A 15136-nucleotide genomic window follows, 5' to 3' on the forward strand; every position below is an offset into this window, starting at 1 on the left:
GATTTCGTACAACCATTCACATGTGAAACTCGTCTGGTCTTGCGAGTCACCAGACTCGCAGACCACATGGGACCCGTCGGCCTCACTACTTGCCACGGGCCCCCTTCTCCACTGGGGAACACATGCGTATTCGTGCCACTGTTGCCGTTGTCTCCGGCGCCCTGGCTCTGTCCGCTTTCGCCGTCCCGGCCGCGACGGCCGACGACGGCCGCACCTGGACGCCTGACTTCGGGCTCTCCGCCCCGGAGCAGTCCAACGGGCGTATGGCCGCCCGTTCGATCACCGCCGACGACGACCTGAAGATCACCAAGGCCGTGGTGAACGGTGGCAAGGCCATCGTGGTCGGTACCACCGCACCGAAGACGGTCACCCTGGCCATCACGGCCACCGACGACTCGGGCATCGCGGGTGCCGGCGGGTTCGTGTGGATCGGCAGCGACGTCGAGTCCGACGACAGCTTCGGCTTCGGGCAGAACGAGGACGCCGCCAAGTGCAAGGCGGTCAACGCCACGACGTCCACCTGCACGGTCACCATCACCATCGACCCGGCGTGGCTGATCAACTCCGACGCGACCACCTGGAAGGTCGGCGCGGCGGTGGCGAGCAAGGACGGCCAGCTCGTCGAGAACCACGCCTTCGCCAAGACCAAGCTGCAGCGCCTCTCCAAGATCACCGTCAACGCCGCCCCGGAGCCCGTCAAGAAGGGCAAGACCATCACGGTCACCGGCAAGCTCTCGCGTGCCAACTGGGACACCGCCACGTACAAGGGCTACGCCACCCAGGCCGTCAAGCTGCAGTTCCGCAAGAAGACCAGCACCGCCTACACCACCGTCAAGACCATCAAGTCGAACAGCACCGGTGCGCTGAAGACCACCGTCAAGGCGTCCGCGGACGGCTACTGGCGCTACAGCTTCGCCGGTACGTCCACCACCCCGACCGTCACGGCCGCGGGTGACTTCGTCGACGTGAAGTAGTCGACGGGCAACACCTTCACAAGATCTATGTGGGGAAGCGGCGGCCGACCAGCCTCCAGGCCATTTCCAGGACGGCCGCCGCGACCGCCGCGATCCCCACCGCGGCCCACGGCATCGTCGTCCCCACGAGTTTCAGGGCGAAGAAGTCCTGGAGCCAGGGCACGACCAGCACGATCAGGAACCCCAGGCCCATCGTCGCCACCAGGGCGACCCGCCACCAGGTGTACGGGCGGGCGATGATCGCCAGGACCCACATCGAGACCAGGAACAGCGTGAGTGTGGCCGCGCTGGTCTCGGCGTCCAGCGCTCCCGTGCCGGCGTAGTGGTGCCGGGCCACCAGGTACGTGGTGAAGGTGGCCGCCGCCGCGATGACCCCGGACGGGATCGCATACCGCATGACGCGGCGCACGAAGTGCGGCTGGGCGCGCTCCTTGTTGGGCGCGAGCGCCAGGAAGAACGCGGGGACACCGATGGTGAGCGTGGAGAGCAGCGTCAGGTGGCGCGGCAGGAACGGGTACTCCACCTGGAAGCAGACCACCAGGATCGCCAGCAGCACCGAGTAGACGGTCTTCGTCAGGAACAGCGTGGCGACCCGGGTGATGTTCCCGATGACCCGGCGGCCCTCGGCCACGACCGACGGCAGCGTGGCGAAGCTGTTGTTCAGCAGCACGATCTGGGCCACGGCGCGCGTCGCCTCGGAGCCCGAGCCCATCGAGACCCCGATGTCGGCGTCCTTCAGCGCGAGTACGTCATTGACCCCGTCGCCCGTCATCGCGACCGTGTGGCCGCGCGACTGGAGTGCCGCGACCATGTCCCGCTTCTGCTGCGGGGTGACACGGCCGAACACCGCGTTCTGCTCGATGGCCGTCGCCATGTCGTCGCGGTCGGCCGGCAGCTTGCGGGCGTCCAGGGTGTGCTCGGCGCCCGGCATGCCCAGCTTCTGGGCGACGGCGCCGACGGAGACGGCGTTGTCACCGGAGATCACCTTCGCGGCGACGTTCTGGTCGGCGAAGTAGGCCAGGGTCTCGCCGGCGTCCGGCCGCAGCCGCTGTTCCAGGACGACCAGCGCGGCGGGCTCGGCCCCCGCGGCGGCGTCCGGGGCGTCCAGCCCGGCCCGCACCCGGGCCAGGAGCAGGACCCGCAGCCCCTGTTCGTTGAGGTGCACGGTCTCGGTGAGGGCGGGGTCGTCGGCGGCCAGCAGTACGTCGGGGGCGCCGAGCAGCCAGGCGGACGTGCTGCCGTCGCCCTCGGTGAAGGCGGCGCCGCTGTACTTGCGGGCCGAGGAGAACGGCATGGCCTGGGTGACGCCCCAGGCCTCCCCGTTCGGCGGGTACGCGTCGATGATGGCCTGGAGGCTGGCGTTGGGGCGCGGGTCGGACGCGCCGAGGGCCCCCAGGACACGGTGGACGTAGACCTCGTCGGAGCCGTTCAGCGGCCGGACCTCGGTGACGTCCATGCCGCCCTCGGTCAGGGTGCCGGTCTTGTCCAGGCAGACGATGTCGACCCGGGCCAGGCCCTCGATCGCGGGCAGCTCCTGCACGAGGCACTGCTTGCGGCCGAGCCGGATGACGCCGATCGCGAAGGCGACCGAGGTGAGCAGGACCAGGCCCTCGGGGATCATCGGGACGATGCCGCCGACGGTGCGGGCGACCGAGTCCTTGAAGTTGTTGTCCTTGACGACGAGCTGGCTGATGATCAGCCCGATCGCGGTCGGCACCATCATCCACGTCACGTACTTGAGGATCGTGCTGATGCCGCTGCGCAGCTCGGACTGGACGAGGGTGAAGCGGGAGGCCTCCTCGGCGAGCTGCGCTGCGTAGGCCTCGCGGCCGACCTTGGTGGCGGTGAACGCCCCGCCGCCGGCGACGACGAAGCTGCCGGACATCACCGGGTCGCCGGGCCGCTTGAGCACCGGGTCGGCCTCGCCGGTCAGGAGCGACTCGTCGATCTCCAGGCTGTCGGCCTCGGTGACCGCGCCGTCGACGACCACTTTGTCGCCGGGGCCGAGCTCGACCAGGTCGCCCAGGACGATCTCGGAGACGGAGATCTCGGCGGCGACCCCGTCGCGGCGCACGGTGGGCTTCGCCTCGCCGATGACCGCGAGGCTGTCCAGGGTCTTCTTGGCGCGCCACTCCTGGACGATGCCGATGCCGGTGTTGGCGATGATCACGAAGCCGAAGAGGCTGTCCTGGATCGGCGCGACGAAGAGCATGATCACCCAGAGCACGCCGATGATCAGGTTGAACCGGGTGAGGACGTTCGCGCGGACGATCTCGGTGACGGAGCGGGACGAGCGGACGGGTACGTCGTTGACCTCGCCCCGGGCGACCCGTTCGGCGACCTCGGCGGTGCTCAGGCCCCCGGGCGGCTCGGGCGGAGGGGAGGGTGTTCCGGGGTCCGGCTGCTCACCGGAGGAGTCGAGTGCCCGCTGCGTCATGGAGTCGACGGTACGGGCGGAACCGGTGATTCACCCGCCGGGGTGCGGAAGATCAGACCGGGGGAGGAGCGGGATGGTCCCGTGGTCGTACGTCAGCGCCGCGGGCCGGCGTCCCCGGCGGCGGCCGGCCCCGCGTCGGCGAGCGCGGCCCGCTTGATCGCGGCGTCCCGTGCCCGGACGAACCAGATGCCGATCAGTCCGAGTCCGGCACCGGCCAGGCAGGTCCACACCCACCAGGTGTGCCCGTGGTCGTCGAACCACCCGTAGAAGGGGAGCTGTACCAGGAAGAGGACGAACCAGAGGATCGTGCCGCCGGTGACGGTGGCGACGACAGGGCCCTCCAGGGGCTCGGGTGCCTCGTGCTGCGGGGTCCACTTCTCCATGGGCTCAGTCTAGGGCCCCGGTCCGCAAGGGCTGCCGGGGCAGACGGCCCAAGGGTCTACGCGCGGAGATAGCGATCTTCGAGTTATGTATTCATACTGAATCTGCTTATGGATGACTCGAATTATTCGTGTGAACATCCAAAATTGACCATTTTCACTCCCTCGATGCACGACTGAAGGTCACACATGCCCCCCTCGGCCACCGCTCAGGTCGACCCCACGCCGCCCCCGGCTCCCCGGCAGCCCTCCGGCGGCCTGGACCGGTACTTCAAGATCTCCGAGCGGGGGTCGTCGGTCGCGCGCGAGATCCGCGGTGGCTTCGCCACGTTCTTCGCGATGGCGTACATCATCGTGCTCAACCCGATCATCCTCGGCAGTGCCAAGGACATGTACGGGCACCAGCTCGACGGTGGCCAGCTCGTCACGGCCACCGTGCTGACGGCGGCGTTCTCCACGCTCCTGATGGGCGTCATCGGCAATGTGCCGATCGCGCTCGCCGCCGGTCTCGGCGTCAACACCGTCGTCGCCCTCCAGCTCGCCCCCCGGATGAGCTGGGCCGACGCGATGGGCATGGTGGTCCTCGCGGGCATCGTGGTGATGCTGCTCGTCGCGACCGGGCTGCGCGAACGCGTGATGAACGCCGTACCGAAGTCGCTCCGCAAGGGCATCGCGATCGGGATCGGCCTGTTCATCCTGCTGATCGGCCTGGTCGACTCCGGCTTCGTCTCCCGCATCCCGGACGCCGCGCACACCACTGTTCCGCTGCAGCTCGGCAGCGACGGCCACCTCAACGGCTGGCCCGTCCTGGTCTTCGTCATCGGCACGCTGCTGACCCTGGCGCTGATCGTCCGCAAGGTCCCGGGCGCGATCCTGATCTCCATCGTCGCGATGACCGTCGTCGCGCTCGTCATCGACGCCGTCGCCGGCCTCCCGGCCGGTGCCTGGGGGCTCACCGTCCCCGAGTGGCCCGGCAATCCGGTGGCCTCCCCGGACTTCGGGCTGCTCGGCCAGGTCAGCCTGTTCGGCGGCTTCGGCAAGGTCGGTCTGCTGACCGGCATCCTCTTCGTCTTCACCGTGCTGCTGTCCTGCTTCTTCGACGCGATGGGCACCATCCTCGGCGTCGGCGACGAGGCGAAGCTGATGGACAAGGACGGGCACTTCCCGGGCATCAACAAGGTGCTCTTCATCGACGGCGTCGCCGTCGCCGCGGGCGGCGCGAGCTCCTCCTCCGCGTCGACCTGCTTCGTGGAGTCGACGGCGGGCGTCGGCGAGGGCGCCCGCACCGGACTCGCGAGCGTGGTGACCGGTCTGCTCTTCACGGTGGCGCTGTTCCTGACGCCGCTGGCGACGATGGTCCCCTCGCAGGCCGCCACTCCGGCGCTGGTCGCGGTCGGGTTCCTGATCCTCGCGGGCTCCGTGCGGGACATCGACTGGAGCGACTACACGCTGGCCATCCCGGCCTTCCTCGCGATGCTGATGATGCCCCTCACCTACTCGATCACCAACGGCATCGGCATCGGCTTCATCGCCTTCTCCGTACTGCGCCTGGCGGCCGGCCGCGGCCGTGAGGTCCCGGTGGCCATGTACGCGGTGTCGGCGGTCTTCGTCTTCTACTACGCGATGCCGGCGCTCGGCCTCACGTCGTAGCGTCCGAAGCCTCCACCCCTACGGGGCGGACCTCCGTCGCGCGGACCCGGTCGGCCGGTTCCGCGTGACGGGGATCCGCCCCGTAGAACTTCTCCGTCTCGTCGACGGACGCGTTGAAGCGTTCGTCGAAATCGTCGCGGACGAGCGTCCGGACCACGTAGTCCTGGACGGTCATGCCGCGTCTGGCGGCGTGCCGGCGGAGCCGGTCGAGCAGCTCACCGTCTATGCGCAGGCTGAGCACTGTCGATCCCATGCCAAGCAGGGTCGCGGCACACCTGGTCGTTTCGGTGCTGTTTCCGGCTCGTATTCACTCGTTCGGGTGCTCGTTTTCTTGCGCGTGTACCACCGACTGGTCTTTAGTGAAGCTAATGAGTTACGCTAATAAACATGCCTGACCTGATCCACGACGGTGACAGTGCCGCCGCCGTGAGCTCCCTCCGCTCCGCCGTGATGCTGCTGGGCCGTCGCCTGAAGCACCAGCGCGTCGACGAGTCGCTGAGCCCGACCGAGATGTCGGTGCTCGGCACACTTGCCCGCTGCGGCTCCGCCACCCCCGGTGAGCTGGCCCGCAAGGAGCACGTGCAGCCGCCGTCGATGACCCGCATCGTCGCGCTGCTGGAAGCCAAGGGGCTGGTCAGACTGGAACCGCACCCCGATGACCGTCGGCAGAAGATGGTCAGCCGGACCGAGCAGGCGGAAGCCATGCTCGCCGAGAGCCGCTCCAAGCGGAACGCCTGGCTGGCCGACCTCGCCGAGGGCCTGGACGAGGACGAGTGGGAGAGGCTGCGGGACGCAGCTCCCGTGCTGGAGAAGCTCGCCCACCTCTGACCCGACGGGGCGCACGGGCCGCAGTTCGCGGCCGGTCGCGCCCCGCCGTCACGTCCCCGTCAGTACGTACGTCGTATACGCCCGAGGAGGCGAACCCTTTTGAGTACGGGATCCGGAGCAGACTCCGCCCCCGCACCGACGTCCACCCACGAGAGCAAGACCGGCGGGACCTTCTCGTCGCTGAAGATCCGCAACTACCGCCTGTTCGCCACGGGCGCCGTGATCTCCAACACCGGTACCTGGATGTCCCGCATCACGCAGGACTGGCTCGTCCTGAGCCTCACCGGGTCCGCCGCCGCCGTCGGCATCACCACGGCCCTCCAGTTCCTCCCGATGCTGCTCTTCGGCCTGTACGGCGGCGTCATCGCCGACCGGCTCCCGAAGCGGCGTCTGCTGCTCATCAGCCAGGCGGCGCTCGGCCTGTGCGGTATCGCACTCGCCGTGCTGACCCTCTCCGGCGCCGTCGAGGTCTGGCACGTCTACCTGATCGCGTTCCTGCTCGGCATGGTGACCGTCGTCGACAACCCGGCGCGCCAGTCGTTCGTGTCCGAGATGGTCGGCCCCGCGCAGCTGCGCAACGCGGTCAGCCTGAACTCGGCGAACTTCCAGTCCGCCCGGCTCATCGGTCCCGCCGTCGCGGGTGTCCTGATCACCACGGTCGGCAGCGGCTGGGCCTTCATGTTCAACGGGCTGTCGTTCATCGCCCCGCTCGTCTGCCTGCTCATGATGCGTACGAGCGAGCTCCACGCGTCCGTGACCGTGAAGCGGGCCAAGGGACAGCTGCGTGAGGGCCTGCGTTACGTGTCCGGCAGGCCCGAGCTGATCTGGCCGATCGTCCTGGTCGGCTTCGTCGGTACGTTCGGCTTCAACTTCCCGATCTTCCTGACGGCCTTCGCGGACGAGATCTTCGACGGCGGCGCCGGGATGTACTCGTTCTTCAACATCCTCATGGCGGCCGGCTCCCTGGCCGGAGCCCTGCTCGCAGCCCGCCGCCGCTCCTCGCGGCTGCGGATGCTGGTGGCCGCGGGCACCCTGTTCGGCGCCCTGGAGATCATCGCGTCCTTGTCGCCGTCCGTCTGGCTCTTCTCGCTGCTGCTCGTCCCGATCGGCATGATCGGTCTGACGACCAACATCAGTGCCAACACGAGCGTCCAGATGGCCGCGGACCCCGAGATGCGGGGCCGGGTGATGAGCCTCTACATGATGGTGTTCGTCGGGGGTACGCCGGTGGGCGCCCCGATCGTCGGCTGGATCAGCGACGTCTACGGCGCCCGGACCGGCATGGCGGCCGGCGGCGCGATCTCCATGCTCGCCGCGCTCGGTGTCGGCTTCGCCCTGACCCGCGTCGGGGGCCTGCGCCTGAAGGTCGACCTGCGTCCGGGCCGCCCGCACGTGCGGTTCGTCCCACGGGAACAGCTGGCCACGGCTGCCTGAGCCGTCCCGCGAACGCTGCCCTTCTCCTCGCCGGAGAGGGCGGCGTTCCCGTTTCCGGACGCGGTCGGCGCGGTCGGCGCCCGGCGGGGTCAGTCGGGGAGCCGGTCCATCAGCCAGGTGCACAGCTCCTCGGTGATGGCCGTGTGCGCGGTGGTCGTGGACGAGCAGAGGAATTCGTCCAGCTCGCTCTCCTGCGGGTTCAGCCCGTCGATGGCCGCGTACAGGTCGTCCTGCTTCTCGACGTCGCGGATCGCGACCGCGCTGACCGAGGGGACGAAGCACACGTCCTCGTGCCGCAGGTCGGCCTTGCCGCCGAGCTTCTTCATCGAGTCGGCGAGGATCCTGTAGGTGTGCAGGGTTCCGCCCGGCGCGCCGTCCAGGTCGGGGAAGCCGTTGGTCGCGATGGTCTTCTCGGCCTTGGGGAACCTGCGGTTCAGGTAGGCGGCCGTGACGTCGTCACCCTGGGCCTGGGTGTAGAAGGTGGTGCCCGGGTAGATCCGCTCGATCCGCAGCGCGACCTCGCCGGGCTTCACGTCCGGCAGGCCCACCCCGTCCGCGCGGCCGTTGGCCACGGCGATCCTCCTCGGGATCCGCGGCCAGCCGCCGACCCGGTCCAGGGCGGTGAGGAACTCCGCGCGCTCCGGGGCGACGCCGATCTTGCCGGTGTCCTTGTCGTAGTGCTGCCACAGCATCTGGCGTGCGGCCTGGCTGTCCATCTGCTTCGAGAAGTCGTTCGGGAACGGGATGAAGTGCGAGAACGCCTGCACGCCGACCGGGACGGAAGCGCCGCGGTGCGGGCTGTCGTAGGAGAAGTACAGCGCGGTCCGGTGGTCCATCCGCATCGTCTCCAGCTTCGCGAGTGCGTAGCGGGTGACGATGCCGCCCATGCTGAAGCCGCCGACGACCAGGCGGGCGTCGCCCAGTTGCTCGGCCTGTGCCCGCATGACGGCGGCCGTGACCGTCTCCGCGTTGTCCAGGATCGACGCGCTGCGCTCGTCGAAGCCGAGCAGGATCACGTCCCTGCCGCGGCGCCGCAGCTCGCTGACGAACGGGAAGAGGCCCCGCTCCAGCCCCTGGTAGAGCACGTCGAGCTTGCTCCGGCCGAGGCTGAAGCCGTCGGCCATGATCACGGGCCGGACGAGTGCGGAGTTGCCCTCACCGGGGAACACCCAGGCGAAGCCGTGCGGCAGCTGCCACTCCTCGTGCTCCGGTACCTCGATCGTCCCGGCGGGTTCGGCGGTCAGCGGACCGTCGAGGGTGAACGAACCGACGTTGGGCTCGGTCGTCTCGGACATGGTCGTGCTCCTTGGGGAAAGAATGGGCGGAACGACGTCATCATGGGGGGCGATCCGGGCATATCACTCTTCCGGTCAGAGGGGTTCACCACATCTGATGGAGCCGGAGCGGGAAGGGTTTGACACGCCCGGCACATGCCGTCGGCCTGTTCTCGTCGCTCGCCCGTTCCCCGCCGCACGCGTGCCGTAGGGGGCGGCCGGCGAGCGGGTCCCGGCCTGCCGGACGGGTCGCGGGCGCGCCGTGTGGCGGACGACCGGTCCGGTCGGCAGGGCACGCGGGGGCGCTGGGACACTCGCCGCATGAGCAGCCAGAGACTCTTCGCCGCCGTCCTGCCGCCCGCGCCCGCGGCGGACGAGCTGGCCGGGGCCGTCGCCCCGCTGCACGAGGTGCCCGGCGCCGGGCACCTCCGCTGGACCGCCCGCGCGGGCTGGCACTACACGCTCGCCTTCCTCGGGGGTGTGGAGGAGGACGTGCTGCCGGATCTGCACAGCCGGATGGAGCGGGCCGCGCACCGGACCGAACCGTTCCCGCTGCGCGTCCACGGCAGTGGCAGATTCGACGGGCGGGCGCTGTGGGCGGGGGCCGCGGGCGGGCTCGACACGCTGCGGCTGCTGGCCGCGCGGGCCGGTGCCGCCGCCCGCCGGGCTGGGGTGCCGATGGAGGAGCACCGCCGCTACACCCCGCACCTCACCCTGGCCCGCAGTCGCGTCCAGGTGGATCTGAGGCCGTTCACGGAGGCCCTGGCCGGTTTCGAGGGCATGCGCTGGGAGGCGGGGGAGCTCAGCCTCGTCCGCAGCCGGCCGCCCGTGGACGGGGTGCCGGGGGAGCAGCCGCGGTACGAGGTGGTCCGGGCCTGGCCGCTGGGGCGGTGAGCGGGCCCGCGGGGCTGGACGCCGGAGCGGTGGGCGGGCCGGTTACGCTCGTCGGGTGGATCCGAAGACCAGAAACCGCATCATGGCCGCCGTGCTCGTACTGATGTTCGTCGTCGTCGCGGCGGCGTCCGCCCTCGGGGGCTGAGCCCGCGGAGGGCTGAACCCGCCGGGGCGGACGCGTGTGATCCGGCTACCAGGCGAAGTTCTCCGGCGACGGACCCGGGCCGGGGAAGATCTCGTCCAGGGCGCTCAGCACCTCGTCCGACAGCTCCAGCTCCACCGCGCGCAGTGCGGAGTCGAGCTGTTCCCGGGTGCGCGGGCCGGAGATCGGCCCCGTGACCCCCGGGCGGCTGAGCAGCCAGGCGAGGCCCGCCTCGCCCGGCTCCAGGCCGTGCTTCTCCAGCAGGTCCTCGTACGCCTGGACCTGCGCCCGCACCTTCGGGTCGGCCAGGGCCTCCGCGGACCGGCCCGAGGTGGACCGGGCGCCGCCGCCCTCGCGCTCCTTGCGGATCGCGCCGCCGAGCAGCCCGCCGTGCAGCGGCGACCACGGGATGACGCCGAGGCCGTACTCCTGGGCGGCCGGGATGACCTCCATCTCGGCCCCGCGCTCCATCAGGTTGTAGATGCACTGCTCGCTGACCAGGCCGTAGCTGCCGCGCTGCTTGGCGACCTCGTTGGCCTGCGCGATCTTGTAACCCGCGAAGTTGGAGGAGCCCGCGTACAGGATCTTGCCCTGCTGGATCAGTACGTCGATGGCCTGCCAGATCTCCTCGATCGGGGTGGACCGGTCGACGTGGTGGAACTGGTACAGGTCGATGTGGTCCGTCTGGAGGCGCTTGAGGCTGGCGTCGACGGCCCGCCGGATGTTGACGGCGGACAGCTTGTCGTAGTTCGGCCAGGCGTCGCCCTCGCCGGCCATGTTGCCGTAGACCTTGGTGGCGAGGACGACCTTGTCGCGGCGGTCGCCGCCCTGGGCGAACCAGGTACCGAGGATCTCCTCGGTACGGCCCTTGTTCTCGCCCCAGCCGTAGACGTTCGCGGTGTCGAAGAAGTTGACCCCCGCGTCGAGGGCGGCGTCCATGAGCGCGTGGCTGTCGCTCTCGTTGGTCTGGGGGCCGAAGTTCATCGTCCCGAGGACGAGGCGGCTGACTTTGAGTCCGGTGCGTCCGAGCTGCGTGTACTTCATGACCCCCAAGCCAACTCCTTCGAGCGCGCTCGAAGCAAGGGGTGATCTCAGGCGCGCCGGGCGAACCGGTCGAGTGCCGCGACGACCGCGCGTCTGGTCGCGGGCCCGCCGAGGTGGCCCGCGCCGTCGATGACCGTCAGCTCCGCGTCCGGCCATGCCCTGGCCAGCTCCCACGCGGTGGTCAGCGGTCCACCCAGGTCGAAGCGCCCGTGCACCAGGACACCGGGGATGCCGGCGAGGCGGCCGGCGTCACGGATCAGCTGTCCCTCCTCCAGCCAGGCGGCGTGCGAGAAGTAGTGGGAGCAGATCCGGACGAGCGCCTGCCGGCCGCGGTCGGGCCGGTCGCTGTACGGGGACGGGCCGGTGTGCGTCTCCATGGAGACGACCGCGTCCTCCCACGCGCACCAGTCGGCCGTGGCCCTCGCGCGCACCTCCGGGTCGGGGCTCTCCATCCGCCGGGCGTACGCGGCGACGAGGTCCCCCGGGCCCTCGGCCTCGGGGACGCCCGCCCGGAACCGGTCCCAGGCCTCGGGGAAGATCTGCCCGGCGCCGCGGTACAGCCAGTCGATCTCGCTGCGCCGGGTCGTCGTCACCGCGGAGACCACGATCTCCGAGACCCGTTCCGGATGCTGTTCGGCGTACGCCAGGATGAGTGTGGAGCCCCAGGAGCCCCCGTACAGCAGCCACTTCCCGATGCCCAGGTGCGTGCGCAGCTGCTCCATGTCGGCGATCAGACGGGCCGTCGTGTTGTGCCGCAGGTCGGTGGCCGGGTCGCTCGCGTGCGGGGTGGAGCGACCGCAGTTGCGCTGGTCGAAGAGCACGACGCGATAGAGGTCCGGGTCGAAGTACCGCCGGAACAGCGTGCCGCAGCCCGAACCGGGGCCGCCGTGGACGAGGAGGGCGGGCTTGCCCTCCGGGTTGCCGCAGACCTCCCAGTACACGAGGTTGCCGTCGCCCACGTCCAGCATCCCGTGGTCGTACGGCTCGATCGGCGGGTACGTCTCGTCGGGTGTCCTGTCCACCGCGCTCCTCCCCCTCCGGCGGTTCGCCTGCTCGTGTGCGCCGGGCGGCCCGGTCCACGCACCCGCCCGGCAGGGAGGGCCCGGCTCCGGTCGGCGGCCCCTGCGCGTGCGGGCGCACGATAGCCTCCGGGCCGGGCGGGGCCGTAGCGCAGAGGTCGTCGCGCCGGTCTCCACAACCGCGAGGACGCCGGTTCGAATCCGGTCGGCTCCGCCTTTCCGCCCGGGCGGCACCCGCCCCTGGTGCGGCCGGCCGACGGCGCTACGGGCCGACGGGCAGCCGACGCTTGTGGTCCGTGAGGCGGTAGCGGCCGACGATCGTGTCGAAGGCCCGCTCGTCGACCGGCTTGCCCTCCAGGAAGTCGTCTATGGCGTCGTAGGTGACCCCGAGCGCGTGCTCGTCCGCCTTGCCCGGGGCGAGCGTCTCCAGGTCGGCCGTCGGCACCTTCCAGACCAGCTCGGTGGGCGCGCCCAGCGCCTCCGCGACGGCGCGCACCCGGCGCTTGGTCAGTCCGGTCAGCGGGACGACGTCGGCCGCGCCGTCCCCGAACTTGGTGAAGAAGCCGGAGACCGCCTCGGCCGCGTGGTCCGTGCCGACGACCAGGCCGTTGTGCGCCCCGGCGACCGCGTACTGGGCGATCATGCGCTGCCGGGCCTTGATGTTGCCGAGCACGAAGTCCTGGTGATGGGGGTCGCGGAAGGTCACGTCGCCGGTGAGCAGCGACTCCTGCGTGGCGTCGCTCGCGGGCCTGATGTCCACGGTGAGCACGTGGTCGGCCCGGATGAAGGAGAGCGCGAGCTGGGCGTCGTGCTCGTCGGCCTGGACGCCGTAGGGGAGGCGCATCGCGTAGAAGCGGGCCTCGTGACCGGCGCCCCGCGCGCGCTCGACGGCGAGCTGGCACAGCCGGCCGGCGGTGGTGGAGTCGACGCCGCCGCTGATGCCGAGCACCAGGGAGCTCAGCCCCGTGGAGGTCAGCCGTTCGGCGAGGAAGGCCACACGGCGCTCGATCTCCTGTGCGGCGTCGAAGGTCTCCGCGACCTCCAACTCCCGGGCGATCTCCTGCTGCAGGGCGATGTTCGCCGGCTCGCTCACGTCTGCTCCTCGTTCCGGTCCACGGTGGCCCGTCCCGCCCACCCTACCCACGGCCCTCTTCCTGCCGGGCCGGTGCGGGGGCGGAGCCGGGGGACAGTCAGCCCTTGACCGCCACGTGGTACGCGGAGCCCCACAGGGTCACCGCGGAGGCCAGGCCCACCACCGCGCGCACGCTCTCGTCCGACAGGCCGGCCGCGATGAGCGCGAGCCCGGTGACCGCGACCGCGCTGAGCACGACCGCCGTCACCCGGTACTGCCACTGGTCGTAGAGGCGGGCGAGCGGGAAGAAGTGCAGTCCGACGACCAGCGCGATGGCCGGCGGCACGAAGGCCGGGTGGCCCGAGGCGTTGGCCACCGCGATCACGGCGAAGACCGCCACGAGCTCGACGACGTTCACGATGCCGACCGAACGTGCCCAGTTCCGCGGCAGGACCACCATGCGGGGCGATGGGGCGGCTCCCCTGCGGTAGGCAAGGAGGACCGCTGCGGCGGCGAGCGGCACGGCGGCGATCTCGACGGTCAGGGCCGCACCGGGCGACGCGAGCCCGGACGCTCCGGCGAAGGCCCAGACGACCGCGAACACCGACAGGACGACGGTGCCGCGGCGTCGCAGGGTCCGGGTGAGGGCCTCGCACTCGGCATCCGGCACGGCCGCGGTCGAGGGCGTGGGCTGGATCATTCGGCCGAGAGTACCGCCGTCGTCGGCCCCGTCCGACGGTTTCGCCCAGGCGCGGGGAACCTCCACGTACGGAGGCGTTCCGTCCGCCCCGCCCCGCCCCGACCAGCCGTTCCTTCAGGGCGCCAGGACGAGCCGCCCCGTACGCCGCCCTCCGCGAGGCGGCCGTACGCGTCGGTCGCCCGCTCCACGGGGTACGTGCGCGCCACCCGGGCGTCGGAACCCCCGCGTCGACCAGCTGCACGAGCTCGCCGAGCCCGTCGCCGTCCGCGGCCGGCTCCACGACCTGTTTCTCCCGGCCCACTAACCTGGGAGGAGTTAACTCCTGGGTGCGTAGGCCACCCACAGGCAGGACCGGAGGCAGCCAGGCCCATGGCTACACGCACCGCGGCCCAGCGCCGCGAAGAAGCCCCATCCGCGTACGACGCGTTCCTCAGGGACCGCCCGACCGACCAGCTGCTCGGGCGCCTCGGTGACAAGTGGGTCGGCCTCGTCGTCAGCGCCCTGCGTGACGGACCGATGCGCTACAGCGACCTCGGCCGCAGGATCGCCGGGGTGAGCCAGAAGATGCTGACGCAGTCGCCGCGCTCGCTGGAGCGCGACGGTCTCGTCACCCGCACCGTGACGCCGTCCGTCCCCGTCCGTGTCGACTACGAGCCGACGGAGCTCGGGCACAGCCTGAGCGGTCCGCTGTCCGCGCTGAAGGTCTGGGCGGAGACGCATTTCGACCGGGTCCACGAGGCCCGTGGGCGCTACGACGGGGAGGTCGCCGCGTGAACGCGACTCCTCAGGTGCTCGCCGTGCTGGACGAGCTCCTCGCCTCCGCCGCTCCCGGCGAGCGCGGCGCCCTGTGGCACCTCGCCGAGCAGGGAAGGGAACTGGACGCCAACGTCGTGCACCTGCCGCCGAACGCCGGGGTGGGCGAGCACCAGGAGGACGTCCTGGACGTGCTGCTGGTCGTCCTGGCGGGCGGCGGCAGCCTGCGTACGGGCGGCGACCCCCTGGACCTCGCCCCGACCACGGTCACCTGGCTGCCCCGCACCTCCCGCCGCGCCCTGGAGGCGGGGCCGGAGGGGCTGACGTACCTGACGGTGCACCGTCGCCGGCCGGGGCTGATGATCAAGCCCGCGGTGCGGGTGCCGGCGACGACGCACGAGGGCGGCGAGGCCCCCTGCATGCTGGACCTGGTCTGCCCGGAGTGCGGGCGGCTGTCGGCGGACCGGAACCCCGCGTTCTGCAGTGCCTGCGGGGAGCCGTACCCGGGGCGTTGACCGACGGCCCGGGTACGGCT

General features: G+C 70.9%; 15 protein-coding genes and 1 tRNA gene. 8 read left to right on the top strand and 8 right to left on the bottom strand.

Going from position 1 to position 15136, the window contains the following annotated elements:
- The first annotated feature begins 122 nt into the window (after positions 1–122).
- Positions 123–974 carry a DUF5707 domain-containing protein gene (locus OG927_RS18655; RefSeq protein ID WP_330320490.1) on the top strand — a complete coding sequence of 284 codons (852 nt, stop codon included), beginning with the start codon at positions 123–125 and terminating at the stop codon, positions 972–974.
- A 25-nt stretch (positions 975–999) separates the two neighbouring features.
- Here OG927_RS18655 and OG927_RS18660 read toward each other — a convergent pair whose 3' ends face one another.
- Both OG927_RS18660 and OG927_RS18665 read right to left on the bottom strand, forming a co-directional pair.
- Positions 1000–3411: an HAD-IC family P-type ATPase gene (locus tag OG927_RS18660; RefSeq protein ID WP_319102256.1), complete on the bottom strand. Its 2412-nt coding sequence runs from the start codon at positions 3409–3411 to the stop codon at positions 1000–1002.
- Between the two features lie 92 nt (positions 3412–3503).
- On the bottom strand, positions 3504–3794 hold the full coding sequence (locus OG927_RS18665; protein ID WP_330320491.1) for a DUF2530 domain-containing protein: 291 nt from the start codon (positions 3792–3794) through the stop codon (positions 3504–3506).
- Positions 3795–3980: 186 nt separating this feature from the next.
- Between OG927_RS18665 and OG927_RS18670 the strand changes: the two genes are divergently transcribed.
- Positions 3981–5441, top strand: coding sequence for an NCS2 family permease (locus OG927_RS18670; protein ID WP_124281464.1), 1461 nt, complete (start codon positions 3981–3983; stop codon positions 5439–5441).
- Here the strand turns inward: OG927_RS18670 and OG927_RS18675 are convergent.
- Positions 5431–5694: a hypothetical protein gene (locus OG927_RS18675; protein ID WP_164494138.1), complete on the bottom strand. Its 264-nt coding sequence runs from the start codon at positions 5692–5694 to the stop codon at positions 5431–5433. The genes OG927_RS18670 and OG927_RS18675 overlap by 11 nt on opposite strands.
- A gap of 134 nt (positions 5695–5828) precedes the next feature.
- Here OG927_RS18675 and OG927_RS18680 point away from each other — a divergent pair, with 134 nt between their 5' ends.
- Together OG927_RS18680 and OG927_RS18685 are read left to right on the top strand one after the other, a co-directional pair.
- On the top strand, positions 5829–6269 hold the full coding sequence (locus OG927_RS18680; RefSeq protein ID WP_056797091.1) for a MarR family winged helix-turn-helix transcriptional regulator: 441 nt from the start codon (positions 5829–5831) through the stop codon (positions 6267–6269).
- Between the two features lie 99 nt (positions 6270–6368).
- Positions 6369–7703 (top strand): MFS transporter, encoded by a 1335-nt coding sequence (locus OG927_RS18685; RefSeq protein ID WP_056797088.1) that lies wholly within the window; start codon positions 6369–6371, stop codon positions 7701–7703.
- Positions 7704–7792: 89 nt separating this feature from the next.
- Here the strand turns inward: OG927_RS18685 and OG927_RS18690 are convergent, their stop codons facing one another.
- Complete coding sequence (locus OG927_RS18690) at positions 7793–8998, bottom strand: esterase/lipase family protein (protein ID WP_319102250.1); 1206 nt, start codon at positions 8996–8998, stop codon at positions 7793–7795.
- Positions 8999–9298: 300 nt separating this feature from the next.
- On the opposite strand from OG927_RS18690, the gene thpR reads away from it, so the two are divergent.
- Positions 9299–9871 (top strand): RNA 2',3'-cyclic phosphodiesterase, encoded by a 573-nt coding sequence (thpR, locus tag OG927_RS18695; protein WP_056797083.1) that lies wholly within the window; start codon positions 9299–9301, stop codon positions 9869–9871.
- A 190-nt stretch (positions 9872–10061) separates the two neighbouring features.
- On the opposite strand, the gene OG927_RS18700 is transcribed toward thpR, so the two are convergent.
- Complete coding sequence (locus tag OG927_RS18700; protein WP_056797080.1) at positions 10062–11057, bottom strand: aldo/keto reductase; 996 nt, start codon at positions 11055–11057, stop codon at positions 10062–10064.
- Positions 11058–11104: 47 nt separating this feature from the next.
- Positions 11105–12079, bottom strand: a complete 975-nt coding sequence (gene pip / locus OG927_RS18705) for a prolyl aminopeptidase (RefSeq protein WP_124281462.1) — start codon at positions 12077–12079, stop codon at positions 11105–11107.
- Between the two features lie 137 nt (positions 12080–12216).
- On the opposite strand from pip, the gene OG927_RS18710 reads away from it, so the two are divergent.
- A tRNA-Trp gene (locus OG927_RS18710) sits at positions 12217–12290 on the top strand.
- A gap of 48 nt (positions 12291–12338) precedes the next feature.
- Here the strand turns inward: OG927_RS18710 and nadE are convergent.
- Together nadE and OG927_RS18720 are read right to left on the bottom strand one after the other, a co-directional pair.
- The gene (nadE, locus tag OG927_RS18715) at positions 12339–13169 is read right to left on the bottom strand and encodes an ammonia-dependent NAD(+) synthetase (RefSeq protein WP_330320492.1); all 831 of its coding nucleotides are present in this window, start codon (positions 13167–13169) and stop codon (positions 12339–12341) included.
- A gap of 97 nt (positions 13170–13266) precedes the next feature.
- Positions 13267–13848: a DUF7010 family protein gene (locus tag OG927_RS18720; RefSeq protein WP_330320493.1), complete on the bottom strand. Its 582-nt coding sequence runs from the start codon at positions 13846–13848 to the stop codon at positions 13267–13269.
- 369 nt (positions 13849–14217) lie between these two features.
- Here OG927_RS18720 and OG927_RS18725 point away from each other — a divergent pair, with 369 nt between their 5' ends.
- Both OG927_RS18725 and OG927_RS18730 read left to right on the top strand, forming a co-directional pair.
- Positions 14218–14622: a winged helix-turn-helix transcriptional regulator gene (locus tag OG927_RS18725; protein WP_330320494.1), complete on the top strand. Its 405-nt coding sequence runs from the start codon at positions 14218–14220 to the stop codon at positions 14620–14622.
- Positions 14619–15116 (top strand): hypothetical protein, encoded by a 498-nt coding sequence (locus OG927_RS18730; RefSeq protein WP_330320495.1) that lies wholly within the window; start codon positions 14619–14621, stop codon positions 15114–15116. The genes OG927_RS18725 and OG927_RS18730 overlap by 4 nt, the downstream gene beginning before the upstream one ends.
- The last annotated feature ends 20 nt before the right edge of the window (positions 15117–15136 follow it).

Origin of the sequence: Streptomyces clavifer (assembly GCF_036345975.1) — a bacterium.
Classification (GTDB): Bacteria; Actinomycetota; Actinomycetes; order Streptomycetales; family Streptomycetaceae; genus Streptomyces; species Streptomyces clavifer.